The sequence below is a fragment of the Maricaulis salignorans genome, from assembly GCF_900103475.1.
Classification (GTDB): domain Bacteria; phylum Pseudomonadota; class Alphaproteobacteria; order Caulobacterales; family Maricaulaceae; genus Maricaulis; species Maricaulis salignorans.
In genome coordinates this window covers 105,039-125,132 of sequence record NZ_FNHG01000005.1, presented here as the reverse complement: position 1 = coordinate 125,132, position 20,094 = coordinate 105,039, and the positions used below count along the sequence as shown (strand labels likewise).

The window sequence follows — 20,094 nt, the reverse complement described above, 5'->3', positions numbered from 1 at the left end:
CAAATGCAAACCGATTCAGGTGCCGCCGCTCAGGAATGGGCGGCGGGATAGCTCAATACAGCTTCGATCACCTGATCGATATGCGCATCCGACATGTCCGGGTGCATCGGCAGCGACACGACCCGGTGCGCAGCCGCTTCAGTCACAGGCAAACCGCCCGGCGCCACCGGGTAAGGCGCATAGGGCTCATGCAGATGCAGCGGGATCGGATAATAGATCGCGCTCGGCACGCCCTTCGCCGCGAGATGGGCGCGGAAGCCGTCGCGATCAGCCACTTCAATCGTATATTGGGCCCAGGTCGACTGGGCATTATCGGGCACGCGTGGCCAGTTGACCTGGTTGCCAAACCCGGCGGCATAGCGATCGGCAACGCGCTGGCGCATCTCGATTTCCTCGCCGAAAACGCGCAGTTTTTCGATCAGGACGGCGGCCTGGATGGTATCGAGGCGGGAATTGAGGCCGATGCGCGCATATTCATAGCGCTCCTTGCCCTCACCATGCACGCGGACCGATTTCATCAGGTCATAGAGCGCGTCATCCTTGCACAGGACCGCACCGCCATCGCCGTAACAGCCCAGCGGTTTGGCCGGGTAAAAGCTGACGGTGAGTACATCGGCCCAGTGCAGCGAGGACTGGCCATCGAGCGTGCAGCCAAAGCCCTGGGCGCCGTCGGCGATGAGTTTCAGATCGTGCGCACGCGCCAGTTTCGCCAGCGCCGGGTAATCAGCCGGCTGGCCGAACAAATCGACAGCGATCACCGCGCGCGGGGTCAGTTCGCCCTTGGCAATCACGGCATCAATCGCGGCCGCCAGGCTGGCCGGTGACATGTTGTAGGTGTCGGGATCAATATCGACATAGACCGGCGATGCGCCCGCCAGCACCACCACTTCGGCGGTCGAGGCAAAGGTGAAGCTCGGCACGAAGACAGCGTCGCCGGGCCCGATACCCCAGGCCATGAGCGGGATCAGGATGGCATCGGTACCATTGGCGCAGGACAGGGCACGGCCCTCGCCATTGAAGCGCGCCAGACCGGCTTCCAGCTCGGCCACTTCCGGGCCGAGAATGTAGCGGCCATCGTCCAGGACCTTGGCAATGGCGGCATCGATACGGGCGCCGATGCGTCCACGCTGGGCCTTGAGGTCGATGAAGGGGATCATGTCGGTCATGGGGCTTCCCGAATTTGGATAATGCGTGAGCGCTGATCGCCACACGCCATGGAGACTGAGCGCCCTATAGACCGCGCCACCGCACCGATAAAGTCACGAAAGGTTTCGCTATTCTACCGTCACGGATTTGGCCAGATTGCGCGGCTGATCGACATCGGTGCCTTTGTGGACCGCCACGTAATAGGCCAGCAATTGCACCGCCACGGCGGCCACCAATGGCGCTGCCAGGCCTTCGGCCCGTGGCAGGGTGATGATGGCGCTCGCCTCGCCGTCCAGCGCGGCCGCGCCGAGATCATCGGTGATCGCGATCACCCGGGCACCGCGTGCACGCACTTCCTGGATCGAGGAGCGGGTCTTGGTGAAGAGCTCGTCATAGGGCGCGATCACGATCACCGCCACATCATCCTCGATCAGTGCGATCGGGCCGTGCTTGAGCTCGCCGGCGGCATAGCCCTCAGCGTGGATATAGCTGATTTCCTTGAGCTTGAGTGCGCCCTCCATCGCCATCGGGAAGAATTCATTGCGGCCGAGATAGAGCACGATCGAGGCCTGGGCGAGTTCACCGGCGAGGTGATTGATCTGGTCCTCGATCCGCAGCGCCTGCGCCATCAGGCCGGGAATACCCATCAGACGGGTGACATGGCTGGCCTGTTCGGCCGCATCAATCCGGCCGCGCTGAACTCCGGCAAGCACAGCCAATGCCGCCAGCGAACCGAGCTGGCAGGTGAAGGCCTTGGTCGAGGCGACCCCGATTTCCGGCCCGGCCATGGTCGGGGCCACGATATCGGCTTCACGCGCCATGGTGGAGAGTGGTGAATTGACCAGCACGATCGTCGTCAGCCCGGCCGCCTTGCACATCCGCATTGCTTCGAGCGTGTCGGCGGTCTCGCCGGACTGGGAGATGAAGAGCGCCACGTCATTGGGCATGAAGGCGGGTTTGCGGTAGCGGAATTCGGAGGCGATATCGACTTCGACCGGCAATCCGGCCAGTGCCTCGAACCAGTATTCGGCGATCTGGCCGGCATAGGAGGCGGTGCCGCAGCCGACAATCAACAGCCGTGAAGCCGCGGAGAAATCAATCCCCTCGCGTGGGCGAACCTCGCCGGCGACCGGGTCCAGATAGCCGCTGAGCGTATGGCCGACGACTTCCGGCTGCTCGTAGATTTCCTTCTGCATGAAGTGGCGATAATTGCCCTTTTCCGCGAGGACGAGCGAGGTCGGAGCCGGAGCCGCCGGACGCTCGACCCGCTGGCCTGCCGTATCAAAGACCTCGACCTGGTTCGGGCGAACGATCACGGCATCGCCCTCATGCAGATAGATGACGGTCTGGGCCGCACCGGTAATCGCCATGATGTCCGAAGCGAGGAAACCGCTCGACGGCCCGGTCGCGGCCACCAGGGGCGCGCCGCGGCAGGCGCCCAGCAAGAGGTCGGGTTCGCCCTCGATAATGGCTGCAAAAGCGAAGGCGCCTTCGAGCTTGCCCAGCGTTGCCAGCAGGGCCGTGCGCGGATCGCCGGTGCTGGCAATCGCGGAATCGAGCAGGTGGGCGAGCACTTCGGTGTCGGTTTCGCTGGAAAAATCGCGGCCCTGTGCCGCGAGATCAACGCGCAGGTTTTTGTAATTCTCGATGATGCCATTATGCACCAGCGTCACCCGGCCCGCCGTGTGCGGGTGTGCATTCTCGCGCGTCGCCGCACCATGGGTTGCCCAACGCGTATGGGCGATCCCGGTCTGGCCGATGATCTCATCCGTCAGTTCGGCGCCCAGATTGGCCACCTTGCCAGCCGCCCGGGCGCGCCGGACGGTGCCGGAGCTGTCCATCATCGCCACGCCGGCGGAATCATAGCCGCGATATTCCAGCCGATGGAGGCCTTCCATCAATATGTCCCGGGCCTTGAGATTACCGGTTACGCCAACAATTCCGCACATGCACCGTTTCTCCTGACTAAACCGGGTCCGCCCCGCTCAACCTTCTTCGCACAAGCTGGTCGATATCGACAACTCAATCCCCGGCGCCCGAAATTCAGCGCGCGCCGTCTGCCCGTTCGCGATCGGCAGCGCCGGGGCAAGGCCACCCGTTGCGAACGGAACCGCTGCAGCCACGGTCCAGCCGGTGTCGCCAAACACACTCAATATATCCGCGACAGCCCCGAGCGCGCCATCCAGCAGCCGCGTTGCGGCCCCGTCCGATGACTGGTCGCCGACCTGCAGGCTGACCCGCGCCGGCGACAGCCGATCCAGTTGATCAGGCGGCAAGCGCTCCCCGATCACCAATGCGCCGGCGGCGCAGCAATCGGCGAGCAACCATCCCACACCGGTCTTCGGCAACCCCATGATCGGGGTTGCAGGCACTTCCAGGCCAATGGCAACCCAGCTCAGGGCGGCGCGGAGCTCGTCTTCGCTCCGACGTCCGCTCTGCGGCGCAAACGGGGTGGTAAAGGCGAGCAGGATTTCCGGCTCGACTACCGGATTGACCAGGCCCGGAGGCAAGGCCTGCCCGGCATGAAGCTGTTGATCGGCGCGCAGCGGACCGGCATAGGCTCGCGAAACCGAAAAGGCGGTGCGTGTCGCCTGGGTGGTACCGCCCAGCTTGAAGGCCGCGGCACTGGCCGGGTCGCAATTTCGCGCCGCAATCGCATAGCCCGCCTCAAGGCCGAGCGGCCCGAAACGCGCCAGCGGATCGAACGGCTGGCGCCCGGCACGCGCGGCGCCAAGCGCCTGCGCGATCAGCTGTGGGTCAAAGGGTCCAGAGCTTGCCATTATCCGCATGCACGCTGACGGGCTTGTCCATTGAATCTCCGACGATCGAGACCCGGCCACCAGCCGCCTCGACCAGCGCACATCCGGCTGCAACATCCCAGAACATGATGGAGTCCTCGAAATAGGCATCCGCAGCACCCCGGGCGACATAGGCCAGCGAGGTTGCGGCGGATCCGATCATCCGGACTTTTTTCCAGCACGCGAAACCGGCGGCGAAGGCGCCGAGGGCTTCGGCGCTGAAATCACGGTTGATCGCGAGCCCGGTGAACAGGATCGAGTCCTGCGTACGGGTGTGACCGGCGACGCTGACGGGCTCGCCATTGAGGCGCGTGCCCAGGCCGATCGCGCCGCTATAAAGGCGGTCGCTGAGGAATTCATAGATGACACCCGCGACCGGTCGGCCATTCTCGACCCAGGCGATCGAGACGCTGCACAGATCGATATTCCGGTTGTAATTCGCCGAACCATCGAGCGGATCGACGACCCAGACCTTGTCGCCCGCCTCGGCCGTCCAGCCGGTTTCCTCGGACAGGATCGGCGCGGGCATCAGGGCTGTCAGACGGTCAATGATCAGGCGTTCAGCGGCACGATCGGCATTCAGCTTGATGTCCCGCCCCTCGGAACGCTCGACACCCTCAAAGGCTCCGCCCCCCTTACGCAAGGCCTGACCGGCTGCACGAGCCGCATCTTCGGCGGCCGCGAGGATGGCGCGCAGGTCGCCGGACGCCGCCATCAGGATGCCTTTTCGAGATCGTTGAGCAGGTTTTGCGCCGCGTCGAGTTCCATCTGGATACGCCCCTCCAGGGAGTAGGAACCGATATGCGGGGTCAGCAAGGCCTGATCAAATTCGAGCAGCTTGCCCTTATAGGGTTCTTGCGGATGCGCATCCGCCCAGATACCGGCCACCCGGCCATCGGCGAGTGCCGCGAACAGGGCATCATAATCGATCAGTTCGCCGCGCGCCGCATTGAGCAGGAACATGCCCGGCTTCATACGCCCGAAGCCCGCCGCATCGATGATGCAGGTCTCGCCACTGGCATGCAGGGCGATGGCATCAGCGCCTTCCAGGGCCTGTTCCAGCGAGACCACCGGCGCCGAGACGCTGGCCGCGTCGACAAACGGGTCGACAATCTGGATCTTTGCGCCGAGCGCGGAGAAAAGCTCGCCGGTTTTCCGGCCGATCCGGCCATAGCCGACAATGGCAATCGTCAGATCGCGCAATTGGCGGCCCATGCGCTTGTCCCACTCGCCGGTCCGCATGGCGCGGTCCATGGCCGAGGTCTGGCGCAGAAGATTCATCAAACAGCCGACCGTCAGCTCGGCGACAGCGAGGGTCGGCCCGTCCGGTGTGCTGGAGACATGAATGCCGAGAGCCTGGGCCGCGGGCATGTCCACATTCGACATGCCGGAGCCGACACGGGAGAGAGCCTTCAGTTCGGATTGCTCGAGAACACCGCGATCAAGAGGCTCAAGGCCGGCGATCAGACCCTTGATCCCCGGCAGCAGACCCAGCAACTCCTCGCGCGTCAGACGCCGTTTGAACGGATTGTCGACGATCTCATAGCCGGCCGCTTGCAACAGGTCGACGGGCGCCGGGCTTGCGGCGCCGAAGCTCGACGGTCCAAGGAGGATCTTGCCTTTGGTCATGATGTGCTTCTGCCTTCAGGGTAAAAGAATAAATCAGCCGACCTTGCGGGCGAGCACGCGCGCGAAGGATGAAAATCGGTGTTGCTGCAACAGGCGTTGCAGATCGGTCTTGAAGTCCTCGCCACCATGTTTGAGTGCGTGGGTCCAGAAATCGAGCGGATCATCCGAGGGCGCACCATCGGCGAAGGCCTGTTCGAGGACTTCAACATCAAGCCGTCCCGGGGTCGAGAACTCGACCACTTCGAAGCCGAACAGGGCGAGTTGTTCGGTGAGGGCAGGAACCGAATAGAGCGTCAACCGGTCGAGGGCGATGAAGCTGGCGGCCTTGGGCCCCAGAACCCGGTATTCCAGCCCGCTGGCCATGCTGGTGGTGATCGCCAGGAAACCACCGGGCGCGACCAGTTCCGACCACAGCGCGAGGCGGCGTTCCGGATCGGCAACCCGCTCCAGCGAGCCCATGTCGAACACCAGGTCGAAAGCGGCGGCGCTGAGTTCCGATGCCGCCACCTCCACCGCACCTTCCGGCGCCGGCTGACCCGAGACGCGCTCGGTCAGGACCATCTGGCCGAGCCGCCCATTGGCGTTCAGCGAGGTGGCGAGCCCGGTTTCATCATTGCCAACCAAAGCGGTGCGCGGTTCGGTGAGGCCGTATTCGTCAATCACTTCCTGGGCCCAGCGAACGATCGGCGCATGAATCGCCTGACGTTGCTTCTCCGAAAACCGCTGACCGAAATAATCGCGGCGCCAACGGGCGGCCTCGCCATCGCGGGCCAGGCGGTCCAGCTCTTCCTGCACCGGGACCGGCGAGGCGAAGATCGAGCCGCAATCGGGACAGTGATGGAAGCTCAGACCATCAGACATGAAAGCCGGGCCCGGCTTGCAGGACCGGGTCGGCGTGGCGCGGCCAACCCAGCGCGTCGACGGGTTTTGCAGCAGGTGGGCCGCTTCAGCCCGGCGCAATTCCTCGTAACGCTTGGCGACCTGGTCCGGGCGGACCTCGGCGAGGCGCATTTCGTCGATCAGAACCGAAGTTTTCATGCCGATTGCTCACACTCGCCGGACTGGTTCCAGCTCTTGTCGGCGCCATAAATGGCGAAGACCGTTTCCATCGCATCCACGGCCTGCTGCACGGTGCCGATCTTGATGGCGTCGCCGGCCAGGGCGCAGGTCACGAATTCCGTCATTTCCTTTTCCCAGGAGCGGTCATCGGCGAAGAAGCTGATCACCTCCTCGGGATTGGGCAGCGGATAGCCGTTCTCGTCAAACGTATTGCGCGCGACGATCAGGGTCTCCTTGCCGTAACTCATGGTGGAGGAAAGAATGCCCTCAAGGGTCAGAAACCCCTTCTCGAGGAAGATCTCGAGGCGGAAGGTATGGCGCCACTGGGTGGCCGAAGAGTGGATGACACCGACCTGTCCCTCATCATTGCGCAACAGGGCGAAGGCATTGTCCTCGACCGGGATATTCCAGTACTGGCTGGTCACGAAACTCTTCACTTCCGTGAACGTGCCACAGAAATCATGGAAGAGATCGATCATGTGGATGCCCTGATCCAGCAGGATCCCGCCACCGGAGCGGCTGGGCTCATTGCGCCAGTTCTTGTCAAATTCAGGGCCGCCGGCCTTGCCGTAGACGCCCCGCATCCAGAGGATTTTACCAAGGCTTTGCGAGGAAACCAGGCGGCGCGCCTGCTCCACGGATTCATGATAGCGGTGATTGAAGCCGAATTTGACGATCAGCTCGGGATGCTGCAGCGACGCATCGCGAATGCGGTGCACATCCTGGGGATTGCGCCCCGGGGGCTTCTCGCAGAAGACGTGAATGCCCTTGGCCAGTGCCGCCACCGCGACGGTCGGGATCAGCTCATTGGTACAACTGATAACGACAGCATCAATGTCTTCCTCGAGCAGTTTTTCCCAGTCGGTGTGACGGCTGACACCCTGCTGGTCAGACATATCGGCATAGGGGTCGGCCAGCGCAACGACACGTGCATCGCTGCGCGCATCAAGTGTCGCCTTGCGGATTCGCCCCATCTTGCCGAATCCGACGACCCCGATCTTCAATACCATTACCTTGTCCTTCCAGGACGTCAGGCCAGACGCGCCCGCTCGCTCAGCCGCCGAATTGCGGGCCGTCGCCGAGATGGCTCAGCAAGGCCTCCGCAATATCCAAGTCTTCCTGCGTCTTGATGACATGCCCGGACCAGCGATCCAAGGGCATTATGCCCACACGCCCGGCATAGGTCGCACACCGGCCAGCGTCTTGCGCCTCAAGAAAAATCGATGGTGTCCAGCTGGTCAGACTCCAGGTGATACGCTGCAGGGCGCGCAAATCCTGAGAATTGGTCTTGGAATCGAATGTGAAATTCACCGGCTCGCCGGCTATGGCACACTCGATCTGCTCCTCGACACAACTGAGCACGGTATCCAGCTCACCCGCCTCGGCAAATTCGACAAACCGGCGGATATGGTCGGCCGAAGCCAACGGGGCGATGGAGTGAACCTGATAGAGCCGCTCGCTTGGATGAGCGCGCATGAACTCACCAACGAAATCCTCGCTGGTCGCATCATGTCCGCCCAGCCAGTCCGGGCGCTCGTGAAACTCGGCACCCTCGGCGATCGCGTGGTCGCGGAATTCCACATTCTCCGAATTGACGATGATCCGGTCAAAACACCCGGCCGCCTGGCACCGCCGAACCGCCCGGCGGATCAGCGGAATACCCGCCAGTGGTGCGAGATTCTTTTTCTTGAGCCGCTGGCTGCCCATACGGGCCGGGATCATGGCAATAAGGGTCACGTGACGACTTCAATCTGCGAAGAGCTACTTAAAAAACAACGCGCTGCACCCGTGGGAATAATGGTCAGCCGTTCGCCGCGGGGGCGATGCGCTGACCGGGGCCGACATCGTCAGTCGGACTTTTGTTGCTTCACGAGCTGAAGGCATTTGGCGTATGTATTCATGATCCATTTTTTGCTGGCGGAGTTTTCACCACCGGCCAGGGAAACGCCTTCGATGGCAGCCATGTGCAACATCAGCGCGTAGGCGACAGCTTCAGGGCAGCCCAGATTATTGGATTCCATGCTCATGAAGTTCCCTTTCGAGGATTAGAAGTGATCGATTATGGATAATCGTGACTTGTTAGCGCAAAACGGCTCAAAATCAACAGAGTTAATCGCCGCCAACCCCCTCATTTCGACGCCCCGGCAGAGCCGCGGGCGGGATGAAGCGGGACAGGAATAACTACGCCTCAGCTTCGAGCAACACATCCCTGAAATGCTCGTACAAGCGAATATCCAGGGGATTTTTCCCGGCCAGGATCCGTGTCGCCTCGGCGACACGATCTTCATCCACATCGAATTCGGAGAATTGCTTCGAGACATTGGCGTGAGGCACTTCGAGATCGGAGAAACCGGTGACCCGGGCGATCACACGCATGGTGCAACTCATCTCCTCGGTGATCCCGACCACCAGCTTGTCACGATTGAGCAGCGCGACAGCATCGTCGAATGAACCCCCGCCAAAGCGGCGCGTATAATATTCAGATAGCTGGCGATCGAGCGCATCATCCTGCGCAAATTCAAGCAGATCCATCTTTGAAATCCGCTTGTAGAGCGCGTGGGACTTCTTGTTGCGGACGAAGCGGTACAGCGACATGCCACGCTGCACCGGGTGCCTCAGCATGGTGACAATCCTCAGGGCGCGTCCGTCAGATTGCCGCAGCGATTCAATCTGCTTGTTGTGAAAATTGGCGCAGATCCAGCTCAGCTTGCCGGTATCCGTGACGGCCAGCGTCTCGTCGATCTTGGCCTTGTCCGGATGAATGATATCCAGAAATCGTTCTTCGCCGACATTCCGCAGGAGGGACTTCTTGAACGCGGTCCCTGCAGTCTTTGGAATATGATTGAAAAGGTGAAGGTAATCGCGATCGGCGCTCATCTATCTTCCTCGTGGCAATGCGGTAAGGCCGGCCAGGCGCTGCCCCCGCCTGCGATTTGGTCTGGTCGGTGCCGGCCAGCCGCAGCTCGGTCTTGATGCGGACTGCCCGACAGGGCTGCCCCCAATGAGACTTCAGGACGGGCCTTTCAGGCGACCCGAAACATCCGCCACACTTGAGGGCCGCAGCCCTGCACCGGCAATCAGATATCGTATTCCAGGCGGGCCAGTGGTCGTGCGAAAATTTCGTTCAGCTTCGCAATCGTTTCAGGCGCCAGCTTCTCCTTGTGGTCGCCGGGAACCGCCTTGCGCTTGTGCGCCGTCACATCCTCACTACCGTCCAGATCGAATTGCGCGGCGCGCTTCTTCATTTGCTTGGCAATGAAGGCCTTGCGGTTCTTCAGCGGGAATGGCTCAAGGAATTTCGGCAGCCAGCCTTCAAAATCAAGCACCATCTCCTCGTATCGGGAGAAGGTCACATTCTCCTGGCCGAGCATCTTGTCGATATAGAAGTTATAGCGCTCCAGATACTGCGGCGCTCTAAACAGAACGTAATTATCGATACCCTTGTCGAGCTCACTCAAGGAGTCGTTCGAAGGGTTGAATCCCTCACTACTACGGCGGTGCGTGTATTTATGTGAGAAAAACAGGGAAACCAGAACGTCTCTGGGGTCCCGGAGATGAAGCACGACTTTGGAATCTTCGAAATCAAGCGGCAAAAATGCATATCTCAGCGTGCCGATCAAACCGTCTACTTTTAGCTTGCTTGGATCCAGTTCGAGTTCTTTCTCGCGCGGGAAGCCTGGATGTTTAGGGGCGTGCAGCTCCAGTCCAGTCCCGATTGCGAGGTCTCGCATCAAGGCATCAATAAATCTCGACGCCGCTTTGTGCGTCGTGAATACATAATAACTCTTGACGTCCTCCATACCAGCCATTCGAACTCTCCAATTGATTGATTCACCGACAAGTTTATCTGCATAAAATTAAATGATCAATCGACCCGGCGGGCTGTTAGCCGCTGGATTCAGCGCGCCAGCGCGCCGCCCCGAAACTCTCAGGCTCACCCGGGCGCGCGAGCCACTCACAGCGCCCGCGAACAGGCCGCGTCGGCATGTATTTCGACGCGCGGACGGCCGGAACAGGCGCGCGCGAAGGGCGAAACCGGCCGGCCCGACAGAGCCTCGCGCACGGCCCAGGCCTTCGATTCCCCGCAAGCCACGACCAGGAGTGAACGCGCCGAGCGCAGGACCGGCATCGTAACCGATATCCTGAAATCACCGGACGGCGCCTCGCCAACGGTCACCGTGTCCCTGGCCTCCAATGCGTCGGTGCCGGGGAAGAGCGAGGCAACATGGCCATCGGGGCCAAGGCCAACCAGGGCCATGTCGAAGGCGTGCGCGCCACCAAAATACTGCAGGCGCCGGGCATAGGCCTGCGCAGCGACGGCTGGCGCCAGCTCGCCCGACATGGCGCGGACATCGGCGGCATTCCAGACGTGTCCGAGATGCTTGCGGGCGCTGCCGGCATTGCTGTCCGGATGCGAAATGGGGACACAACGCTCATCGATCCAGAACAGGCGCAGCCGTTCGGGTGCAAAACCGCGCCCCGCCAGCCTGCGAAGCCGGCGGAAAATCAGGGGCGGGGTCGAGCCTCCCGAAAGCGCCAGATTGAACCGGTGCCCCTTGTGCCGGTTGACGGCTCGCACGATCGCGTCGGCGGCGGCACTGGCCACACCTGCCGGCGTATTATGAGTGAGTAGTCGCGCCATGCGTCCCCCCGGCCAGATCGTTCAGATGCCCCAGCAGTCGGGCCGCGCTCTTCTGCACCGATCGCTCGCCAGCCACGCGGCCGGCCAGCGCCTCATCCGGCCCCTGCCGCGCCGCGAGCGCGGCCCGGACCTGCGCGGCCATGGCGCCGGTGTCGAAGGCCGGGACCAGCCAGCCAGCGTCAAATTCCGCAATGAATTCCTCAGCCCCGCCCGTCCCGGCAAAGGCAATGCTCGGTGCACCGCTCAGCGCCGCTTCGATCAGAACCCGTGGATAGGGATCCTCACGCGAGCAACACAAGAGAAGCTCAGCCCGGCGCAAGACCGGCGTCACATCGGCAACCGCGCCGGGAAACAGGATGCGCTCAGCCAGGCCCGCCTCAGCCACCCGGGCGCGGCAAGCCTCCAGCCAGGCGCCATCGCCAAGCCAGACCGCCATGATCCGCTCTGGTCGGGGCGCTGGCTGTAGCACCTGCAGGACCGCATCAATGAACAGGTCTGCCCCCTTGCGCGAACCAACCGTTCCAGCGCTGGCAATCAGCCGGTCGCCAGGCCTGAGACCGAGTTCGCGCTCCACATCGGCGCGCTGCGCGTCAAGACCGGCCCTGTCCGGCACAGCCGCCGCGGGTGGCTCGACAGCGATACGCGCGGCCGCGACGCCGATCTCGACCAGGTCCACCCGGCCGCGTTCGGACACCGCCAGAACCGGTCCATCACCTGCAACAAGGTGCTGACGCCGGCGCGGGTCCAGGGCCAGCAGGCTCGGAGCCATTTCGCGGACATGCGTCAGCACGGGGAGGTTCAACCCGATTTGTTCAATCATGTCCGCACAATGCGATGTATTGGCGTAGATCGCGTCCGCCCCCCAGCCGCGATAATGATCGGCCAGGACGTCTGCGTGACGGCGCTCGGCAACGGAACGGCAATATGGCCGGTCCGGATTGCGTAGGCATTTTAACGCCATGACAGCATCGCTCTCCCGCATCATCGCTCCGGCATCGCGCAGGCCAAAGGCCGGGTTCGAGCGGTAGATATCGGTCGGCGCAACGGCTTCGAATTCGGGCCTCAAAACACCATCACGGCGCAGGAGAATGCGGACATCCAGACCCAGCCGGACCCATTCCTGTGCCAGGAGGAGCGCACTCCTGGGAGCACCGGTCCGGTCCGCCGCGTGCGACATGACGAGCAGTTTCAACACAGCCTCCCCGGCCGGCAAGCCAGCCTGGCCGCCTGCCTATTCGGCATCAGCCTGATCAACAGCCGTATAGACCTCATAGCTGTAGGGCAGATTGACATCGCCCCAGGTCAGCAGGTCGGAGGTTCGGACACGGAAAGCCAAAATCACATCGCGCCACAAATAGGGTTTGCCATCATGGATCGAGATGGTGACGACATAATCGCCCGGCGCCAGGACCATGTCCGGAACGCGCACCTTGCAGTGCACCAGTCCATCAGTGTCCAGCCCCTTGAGCAAATCCCTGTTCAGCGTCGAGATCGTGGCCAGGCGGCCGCTGCCTTCCTTGTGGAAGACCAGCGATACATTCAGATTGGCTGCCGGCTCGCGCAGCCGGAAGCGGTATTCGATTTCCACGCTCTCATGCGGGCGCACCTCATTGGTCGGCTGGCCATTGACCAGCATGACCGCGGCGAATTCATCGACGCCCGGCTCGGCTCTCTGACGGCCGTATAATTCATTGACCTCGGTGGCGGTAATGTCCGGCCGGATCCATTCGCCCGGCTGACCGGACAGGTGAAGCTCGCGCTCGACCGGACCCAGCGTTCGCACAGCCGGACTGCGGTCGGCAGCATTGAAAGCCGTACCCGTCACGCTCTTGATCGGGCTGGCCTCTGTGGCAGCTGCGCGGTCAGAGGCCGGAAGGAGCGGGCGGTCCCCCTCCTTCGCCGGCGCCGGCGTCGCCAGCGAGCTGGACTGGCGCTGTTCCACAAATTGCAGGTATTCATGCACCACTTCGCCGCTCGGACCGCGCGCACGGATCTGGCCATCATGCACCCAGATCGCGGAATCGCAGAACTGCCGGATTGACGTCATCGAGTGGGAAACCATCACCATACCGACGCCGCGGCGGCGCAATTGCTCAAGATAGAGCAGGCATTTCTGTTTGAATGACGCATCACCGACCGAGAGCGCCTCATCGATCAGGATCGCCTGTGGCGTCGCGCTGATACAGATGGCAAAGCCGAGCCGCGCCCGCATACCGCTGGAATAATAGCCAACCGGACTGTCGAAGAATTCCCCGAGTTCCGAGAAGGATTCGATGCGCGCAATCATTTCCTCGCGCTGCTCGACCGAGGTGGCGCGCAGCGCAACTCCGCTCTCGGCATTTTGCCGGCCGGTCAGCTTCGCATTGATGCCCGCCCCCAGGCTCAGCACGGCCTGTACATCGCCATTATGCACGACGCTGCCCGTATCAGGTTTGATCACCCCGGCCAGCAAACTCATGAGCGTCGTTTTGCCGGCCCCGTTCAGGCCGATGACACCGAGCGTATCGCCCGAGGAGACCGAGAGGTCCACATCCCGCAAAGCCCAGAATTCACCTTCCGAAAGCGCGACCGAATCTGATGTGCCCTCAACCGGCCCGACGATTTCGCGGAACAGGGCTCCCAGGCCCCGGCGGCGTGTCTGCTGATCGCGCAGGGAATATTTCTTGGATATCCCGGTTGCAGAAATGATTGGCATTTTTGGGGGTTCTCACAAGACGATTCTAAGCGTGCGCCGGAAGATGAATAGCGCGATTGCGAACACAATGAACATGATCGCCAGCCAGAGGCCGGCGAGACCGTAATCCACCCGGCCCACGTCGACAAGCGCACCACGAGCGGTGGATATTGCGACGGCTATCGGATTGTAAACCCCGAGAAAAGAGAATTGGTCGGGGATGGGAATGATCACGCCGGAGACGAAGAGCAACGGGCGCAGGGCCGAGGAGACCAGGATCTTCAAATCGCGATAGAGTTCTGCAAAGGGCGCCACCAGCAGACCGATCGCGACGCCGAAGAAGGGCGCCAGGAATGACAGCAGGCCGTAGGCAATCAGATTGACCGGGTCGTGAATGCCGAATGCGAGCGCGACCCCCAGGGCCACGACAAGCCGGAAGAGATGGAAGAAGCACGCGGTCAGGATCACGACCCAGACCACCGAGCCCGCCGACACCTGCGTCGTCTTCAACAGGGGACGCATACGGGTGATTGAGTTGAGCCCGCCATTGATACCGTCGACGCAGGTCTGCCAGACCATCAGGCTGGTCACCGCATAGACCGCGTACGGCAAGGTGATATCGCCGATCGAGATCATGCCCGAATGGCGCAGGAAGATGAATGCGGTCGCCAGGATGAGTGGTTCGAGCAAGGCCCAGACGAGGCCGAGCCCCGACCCGGCATATTGGGCGCGGATGTCGCGTCTCACGAGTTGAAAAGCCGGTTGACCCAAAATGCACCTTTATCTGGTTGCCAGGTATCAGCAGCGCCGCGCCGATATGGGAGAGGCCGGGCCGCGAAGTAAAGGCCTGGCCGGTATGATGGCTGTGCCCAGCCTGAAGCCATGGCTCCTTGAAATCGCCGAATTGCTCGCGGCAGTTTTGTATACATCCCCGGCCTGCATGGACCTATAGGACTTCTCAGCTTCGCACCCGGGGCCCGCCCTATTCCCGGCCGGCGGCGCGGCCGAATCTGCACCGGCGCATGTTGAAACGAATAATTCCGCCGCCCCCGGGGACATCCAGGCGCTCGCCCGTCCTTTGCATAGAAGCTGTGCCGCGAGGCCCTGCAATCCCGGATTCGCCACACTCCAATCGCAAAATCCCCCATCCCACATTGTGATAAGGGGTTGCGTGAGGCCGCCAAGTTTCTTAGACGATCCTCATTATCACTCATCGCGCGAACTGGCATGCGAAACGGAAGGCCAAGCTTGGCCTCTCGGCGCCCAATCAGGTCCGGCGATTGGTTCTAGGGGGAACTAATGGGCAATAAAGTCGCGCTTGTAACCGGTATCACCGGTCAGGATGGTGCGTATCTGGCGCGCTTGCTGCTCGACAAGGGTTATGTGGTTCATGGTGTGAAGCGGCGCTCATCGTCCTTCAACACCGGTCGTATCGACGACATCTATACCGACCCCTTTGCCAAGGATCAGAAGCTCCACCTTCATTATGGTGATCTGACGGACGCGACCAATCTCATTCGACTGGTGCAGCAGACCGAGCCGGACGAGATCTACAATCTGGGGGCCCAGTCTCACGTCCAGGTCAGTTTCGAAACCCCCGAATATACAGCCAATTCCGATGCCATGGGCGCCTTGCGCATTCTCGAGGCGATTCGCATTCTCGGCATGGAGCAGAAGACGCGCTTCTACCAGGCCTCCACCTCCGAGCTTTACGGCAAGGTCCAGGAAATCCCGCAGACCGAGAAAACCCCATTCTACCCGCGCAGCCCCTACGCAGCGGCCAAGCTCTACGCTTACTGGATCACGGTGAATTACCGCGAATCCTATGACATGCATGCGTCGAACGGGATTTTGTTCAACCATGAAAGCCCGCTGCGCGGCGAGACTTTCGTGACCCGGAAAATCACCCGCGCCGTCGCTGCCATCAAGCTGAAGCTCCAGGACTGCCTCTATCTCGGCAATCTCGACGCCCAGCGCGACTGGGGCCATGCACGTGACTATGTCGAGGGCATGTGGCGCATCGTCCAGCATGAGACGCCCGACGACTTCGTGCTCGGCACCGGCGAGATGCACACGGTCCGGGAATTCGTCGAAAAAGCCTTCGGGCATGTCGGCATCACGATCGAATGGCGCGGCAAAGGCGTTGACGAGACCGGCATCTGCGCCGAGTCCGGCCGGACGCTGGTGCGCATCAATGAGCGGTATTTCCGCCCGGCCGAAGTGGAACTTTTGCTCTCGGACCCGACCAAGGCGCGCGAAAAACTGGGCTGGACTCATACGACCAGTTTCGAGGTCCTCGTCCAGGAAATGGTCGCAGCCGACCTGAAGGTGGTCGCGATGGAAGGTGACCGCAATGACCGGTTTGAATGATCGCACGGCGCAGACGCCATGTGACCTTAAGGGCAAGCGGATATGGGTCGCCGGCCATCGCGGGATGGTGGGATCGGCCGTAGTTCGCCGGCTGGAGCGCGAATCTCCGGGCGAATTATTGACGGTCGGCAGCAAGACGGTGGATCTTCGCGACCAGCAGGCCACCCGGGCCTGGATGGCCGATGCAAAACCGGAACTCGTCATCATCGCCGCCGCCAAGGTCGGCGGCATCCTCGCGAATGACCGTTACCCGGCCGACTTCCTCTACGACAATCTGATGATCGAGGCGAATATCATCGAGGCCGCCCACCGGACCGGCGTCGAGAAACTCATCCTGCTGGGATCATCCTGCATCTATCCAAAATTTGCCGAACAGCCCATCCAGGAGGCCGCCCTCCTGACCGGTTCGCTGGAGCCCACCAATGAGTGGTATGCGCTGGCGAAAATCGCTGGCATCAAATTGTGCCAGGCCTATCGGCGCCAGCATGGCTGCGATTTCATTTCCGCCATGCCGACCAATCTGTACGGGCCGTACGACAATTACGACCTGCAATCCTCACACGTCATTCCGGCACTGCTCCGCAAGGCGCACGAAGCGAAAATGGCCGAGGCCGATTCGATGGAAATCTGGGGCAGCGGCTCGGTCCTGCGCGAATTTCTGCACGCGGACGACTGCGCCGATGCGATCGTGACCCTGCTCAAGGTTTATTCCGGTGATGAGCACGTCAATGTCGGCACGGGCGAAGACATTCGCATTGATGCCCTGGCGCAGCTGGTCATGGATGTCGTCGGCTTCCGGGGAAGCCTGCGCAAGGATGCGTCCAAGCCAGACGGCACACCGCGCAAACTGCTTGATATCAGCCGCTTGCGCAGCCTTGGCTGGGCACCCTCGATCGATCTGCGCGAAGGTCTGCAGGACGCTTACAAATGGTATCTGGCCAACAGCGTTGAAGGCCGGGGGCCGAACGACCGGGTTGCTGGCTGAAATACAGCCCTGAACATGGTATCGTATTGCCGCAAACGAAGATTAGGTCTGGAAGTTCATGAACCTGGAAAACGTTAATGTAATCAACGATCTGATTTCAAAAATCAGTGCGTTTGCGCTCCAGGTCAAATATGGCCGGATCCGCGGCGGGGCCAAGCTTGCCTCGGACTCGCGCCGGGTGATGATCTATTCCAGCCATCTTGGCGGCCACCGGCATCTCTACGCCGCGCGCTTTGCGGATGCCTTGCACAAGCTCGGTTTTGAGGTCGATGTCGTCTATTGCGGCGAGCAGGATTCCACCTCGCTGCAGTGGCTTCTGCATGATGCCACCCAGGCCAGCTGGAAGGAATTCACCTCGCCGAGCATGAAGAGTATCAAGGATCTCGATGGTGTACGCGTCGTGAGCCTGCGCAAGAGCATGCCAAGCGCAGCGTCCGAACTCGAAGCGATTGTCGAATACCAGAAGGCCGAGAATATCGCGGTGACATTCTTCATGGATGGCGACGCCATGTTGAAGACATTCCTCTCGCAGGGCCAGGCCGGAAAGCCCCGCTTTATCGGCAATACCTATGCGGTCTGCATCCGTTACGACTATCTCTATCGCCGCACCCTTCCCGCGCGCCGGCTCAAGCATCTGGATGAACGGCGCCACTGGCTGCGCGGCGTGATTTACGAGCATCTGCTCGTCCAGCCCGGCTATCTCGATGGCATTCTGGCGTCCGACGATGTCTACGCCCAGCGTCACACCGAGGCCGGCCGGGTCCACCTCATTGAGGAAGTCGGCCACTATGAATCCGAGGAAGTCCTCACCGAGGAGGAAACCACACTCTACAAACGCCTTGCCGGACGCTACCAGCAGTGGAAAGGCCGGCATAAGGGCAAGAAGATCGTTCTGCTGTTCGGCGATCTGGAAGTACGCAAGGGCTTCGATTTTCTGCTCCGGCTGGCGGCGGATCGTCCCGACCTGATCCTCGTCCGGCTCGGCCGGATCAAGCCGGGCTACCAGGTGCTCAACTGGCGTGAAGTTCGTGCGCGCGAAAAACTCATCGAGGATGACCGCCTGCTGGAATTCAGCACCTATTGCGGTTCACAGAAATTCATCGACCGCCTGTTCAGGGATGCCCACTACATCCCCCTCGCCTACCGCAATCACGCCAGAACCAGCGGCGTATGGCGCCAGGTCATGTCCTTCGGAAAGCCGGTGATCTTCCCGTCCTACGGCGTTTGCGGCTTCCGTACCGAGGCCAATCGGGTGGGCCTGACCTATGAGCCGAATAATTACGAATCCTTCGTCGCCGCATTCGACGAACTCAACAGTCATTACGACGAATATGCTGAACGGGCGCAGGAGTATTTCGACCGCCGCCTGTCGGACCAGGCCTTCGTGGCGACCCTGGAACACTGCCTGGCAGAATCCGGCCTGATGCCGCAGGCGAACCCGGTCAAGGCGATCGAGAATGAAACGTCGGCTCCGGCAACGCCCGTGGCGGCTACTGCGCCGCGCCCGAGAGCACCTGTTCGTACAACTGCATGAAGCGCTGACGCTGCAGCGAAACCGAGCAGTTCTCCCCCATGAAGCGCCGGGCGGCCTTGCCATGGGCCTTCGCCAGCTTCGGGTCGTCGCGATAGGCCTGGATTGCGGCCGACATGGCGACCACGTCAAACGGGGCAATGACGCGGCCGGTCTCGCCTTCCTTCACATATTCGGCATTGCCGCCGACGTCGAAACACACGGTGGGCAGGACACTCGCCGCCGACTCCAGCAGAACCTGGGCGGAATTATCGCATCGTGACGGGAAGAGGAAGGCATCGGCCGTCGACAGGATGGCCGCCTGCTCGGCTTCGTCACCGACAAAACCGGGGCTGACGATCTGAAGCCCTTCAAAGTCCGGATGGCCTTCCAGATCACCGACATTGCCGATGATCACCAGGCTGGTACGCTGTCTCTCCCGCAACTGCCCCGCCACTGCCGCGAACAGGTCGAAGGCCTTGCGGTGGTTCTTGGCATTGGACAGGACCGCGGCGATCACGAAATTCGGCTTGGGAATATCAAACCGGGCGCGGTTCGCCTGGCTGGCCGAACGCTTGAACACGTTGAGATCTACACCGACCGGAATATGGGTAAAGGATGCCGCCTGCTCGAGCAGGCTGACGCGCGCCTTCTCAAGCAACCATTCCGATGGAAAAACCATATGGAAAGGCACGCCCTTGAAGGCCTTGCGCCGGGCATTCCACATGATGGCGGAATTGTCCCGCTCCGGGCGACGCAATTCGGCTTTTTCCGGCTCGACAGTGAGCTGGGGACATGGGCCACACCCGTCCCGCCAGCGCTCACACTCCAGAGAATAGGCGCAATAGCCGGTAAAGGCCCACATATCCGACAATCGCCAGATCACCGGTTTTTCGCGCGCGATCGCACGAAGGGCCCGAAAGTTGAAGAAAGGCCGGTGCCCGCCGGCATGAAGCTGACGCACCTCGACGATGTCAGCCGAGCGGACGAGGTCCGTATCCTTGAGACCGAAACTCTCCGGTGCAGCCCACAGATCGCCAGCGCCGTCACGCTTTTGATGGCGGCGCGCGAGGGCCTCAAAGGTCCGGACCTTCGCATCGGGAACGTCCACCAGGTCCTTCAGACAATGGATATGGGGCGAGTCCCCTTTGACCGGTTCACCGACCACGACCTGGGAATCAATACCCTGGTCTCGCAAAGCCAGGTGGTGACGCCGCAAGGCCGTGCCGGCGCCGCCGCGGAGAGTATAGGTGAGATGGACGATGCGCATCGGAACTCTCT

Annotated in this window: 19 protein-coding genes; 3 read left to right on the top strand and 16 right to left on the bottom strand. The window is 61.7% G+C overall.

Annotation, left to right across the window (positions count from 1 at the left end; genetic code table 11):
* Nucleotides 1-29: 29 nt before the first annotated feature.
* From BLT42_RS06325 to BLT42_RS06255, 15 genes are all read right to left on the bottom strand, one after another.
* Entirely contained in the window at nt 30-1,166 is a 1,137-nt protein-coding gene (locus BLT42_RS06325) for a DegT/DnrJ/EryC1/StrS family aminotransferase (RefSeq protein WP_091768553.1), read from the bottom strand.
* A 108-nt stretch (nt 1,167-1,274) separates the two neighbouring features.
* Nucleotides 1,275-3,095 (bottom strand): glutamine--fructose-6-phosphate transaminase (isomerizing), encoded by a 1,821-nt coding sequence (gene glmS / locus BLT42_RS06320; protein WP_091768550.1) that lies wholly within the window; start codon nt 3,093-3,095, stop codon nt 1,275-1,277.
* Between the two features lie 36 nt (nt 3,096-3,131).
* On the bottom strand, nt 3,132-3,926 hold the full coding sequence (locus BLT42_RS06315; RefSeq protein WP_091768547.1) for a hypothetical protein: 795 nt from the start codon (nt 3,924-3,926) through the stop codon (nt 3,132-3,134).
* Nucleotides 3,904-4,659, bottom strand: coding sequence for an inositol monophosphatase family protein (locus BLT42_RS06310; RefSeq protein ID WP_091768544.1), 756 nt, complete (start codon nt 4,657-4,659; stop codon nt 3,904-3,906). The genes BLT42_RS06315 and BLT42_RS06310 overlap by 23 nt, the downstream gene beginning before the upstream one ends.
* Nucleotides 4,659-5,573, bottom strand: coding sequence for an NAD(P)-dependent oxidoreductase (locus tag BLT42_RS06305; RefSeq protein ID WP_091768541.1), 915 nt, complete (start codon nt 5,571-5,573; stop codon nt 4,659-4,661). The genes BLT42_RS06310 and BLT42_RS06305 overlap by 1 nt, the downstream gene beginning before the upstream one ends.
* Before the next feature lie 33 nt (nt 5,574-5,606).
* Nucleotides 5,607-6,611 carry a methyltransferase domain-containing protein gene (locus BLT42_RS06300; RefSeq protein ID WP_091768538.1) on the bottom strand — a complete coding sequence of 335 codons (1,005 nt, stop codon included), beginning with the start codon at nt 6,609-6,611 and terminating at the stop codon, nt 5,607-5,609.
* The gene (locus tag BLT42_RS06295; protein WP_091768536.1) at nt 6,608-7,642 is read right to left on the bottom strand and encodes a Gfo/Idh/MocA family protein; all 1,035 of its coding nucleotides are present in this window, start codon (nt 7,640-7,642) and stop codon (nt 6,608-6,610) included. Before BLT42_RS06295 ends, BLT42_RS06300 begins: the two co-directional genes overlap by 4 nt.
* A gap of 43 nt (nt 7,643-7,685) precedes the next feature.
* Complete coding sequence (locus BLT42_RS06290) at nt 7,686-8,369, bottom strand: acylneuraminate cytidylyltransferase family protein (protein WP_233342355.1); 684 nt, start codon at nt 8,367-8,369, stop codon at nt 7,686-7,688.
* 110 nt (nt 8,370-8,479) lie between these two features.
* The gene (locus BLT42_RS06285; RefSeq protein ID WP_091768528.1) at nt 8,480-8,659 is read right to left on the bottom strand and encodes a hypothetical protein; all 180 of its coding nucleotides are present in this window, start codon (nt 8,657-8,659) and stop codon (nt 8,480-8,482) included.
* Between the two features lie 154 nt (nt 8,660-8,813).
* Nucleotides 8,814-9,509 (bottom strand): sulfotransferase family 2 domain-containing protein, encoded by a 696-nt coding sequence (locus BLT42_RS06280; protein ID WP_091768522.1) that lies wholly within the window; start codon nt 9,507-9,509, stop codon nt 8,814-8,816.
* Nucleotides 9,510-9,709: 200 nt separating this feature from the next.
* Nucleotides 9,710-10,441, bottom strand: a complete 732-nt coding sequence (locus BLT42_RS06275) for a sulfotransferase domain-containing protein (RefSeq protein WP_091768518.1) — start codon at nt 10,439-10,441, stop codon at nt 9,710-9,712.
* Between the two features lie 146 nt (nt 10,442-10,587).
* Complete coding sequence (pgl, locus tag BLT42_RS06270) at nt 10,588-11,274, bottom strand: 6-phosphogluconolactonase (protein WP_091768515.1); 687 nt, start codon at nt 11,272-11,274, stop codon at nt 10,588-10,590.
* A complete protein-coding gene (locus BLT42_RS06265; protein WP_143024066.1) occupies nt 11,252-12,466 on the bottom strand; it encodes a glycosyltransferase in 1,215 nt (404 codons plus the stop codon). Before BLT42_RS06265 ends, pgl begins: the two co-directional genes overlap by 23 nt.
* Before the next feature lie 39 nt (nt 12,467-12,505).
* On the bottom strand, nt 12,506-13,969 hold the full coding sequence (locus BLT42_RS06260) for an ABC transporter ATP-binding protein (RefSeq protein ID WP_091768504.1): 1,464 nt from the start codon (nt 13,967-13,969) through the stop codon (nt 12,506-12,508).
* A gap of 12 nt (nt 13,970-13,981) precedes the next feature.
* On the bottom strand, nt 13,982-14,695 hold the full coding sequence (locus BLT42_RS06255; protein ID WP_176780278.1) for an ABC transporter permease: 714 nt from the start codon (nt 14,693-14,695) through the stop codon (nt 13,982-13,984).
* Nucleotides 14,696-15,247: 552 nt separating this feature from the next.
* On the opposite strand from BLT42_RS06255, the gene gmd reads away from it, so the two are divergent.
* From gmd to BLT42_RS06235, 3 genes are read left to right on the top strand one after another with little or no spacing between them, the layout of a single operon-like run.
* Nucleotides 15,248-16,318 (top strand): GDP-mannose 4,6-dehydratase, encoded by a 1,071-nt coding sequence (gene gmd / locus BLT42_RS06245; protein WP_091768492.1) that lies wholly within the window; start codon nt 15,248-15,250, stop codon nt 16,316-16,318.
* Nucleotides 16,302-17,303, top strand: a complete 1,002-nt coding sequence (gene fcl, locus BLT42_RS06240; RefSeq protein ID WP_091768489.1) for a GDP-L-fucose synthase — start codon at nt 16,302-16,304, stop codon at nt 17,301-17,303. The genes gmd and fcl overlap by 17 nt, the downstream gene beginning before the upstream one ends.
* Before the next feature lie 58 nt (nt 17,304-17,361).
* Nucleotides 17,362-18,837, top strand: coding sequence for a glycosyltransferase family protein (locus BLT42_RS06235; protein WP_091768485.1), 1,476 nt, complete (start codon nt 17,362-17,364; stop codon nt 18,835-18,837).
* On the opposite strand, the gene BLT42_RS06230 is transcribed toward BLT42_RS06235, so the two are convergent.
* A complete protein-coding gene (locus tag BLT42_RS06230; RefSeq protein WP_091768482.1) occupies nt 18,794-20,083 on the bottom strand; it encodes a glycosyltransferase in 1,290 nt (429 codons plus the stop codon). The genes BLT42_RS06235 and BLT42_RS06230 overlap by 44 nt on opposite strands.
* Between the last annotated feature and the right edge of the window lie 11 nt (nt 20,084-20,094).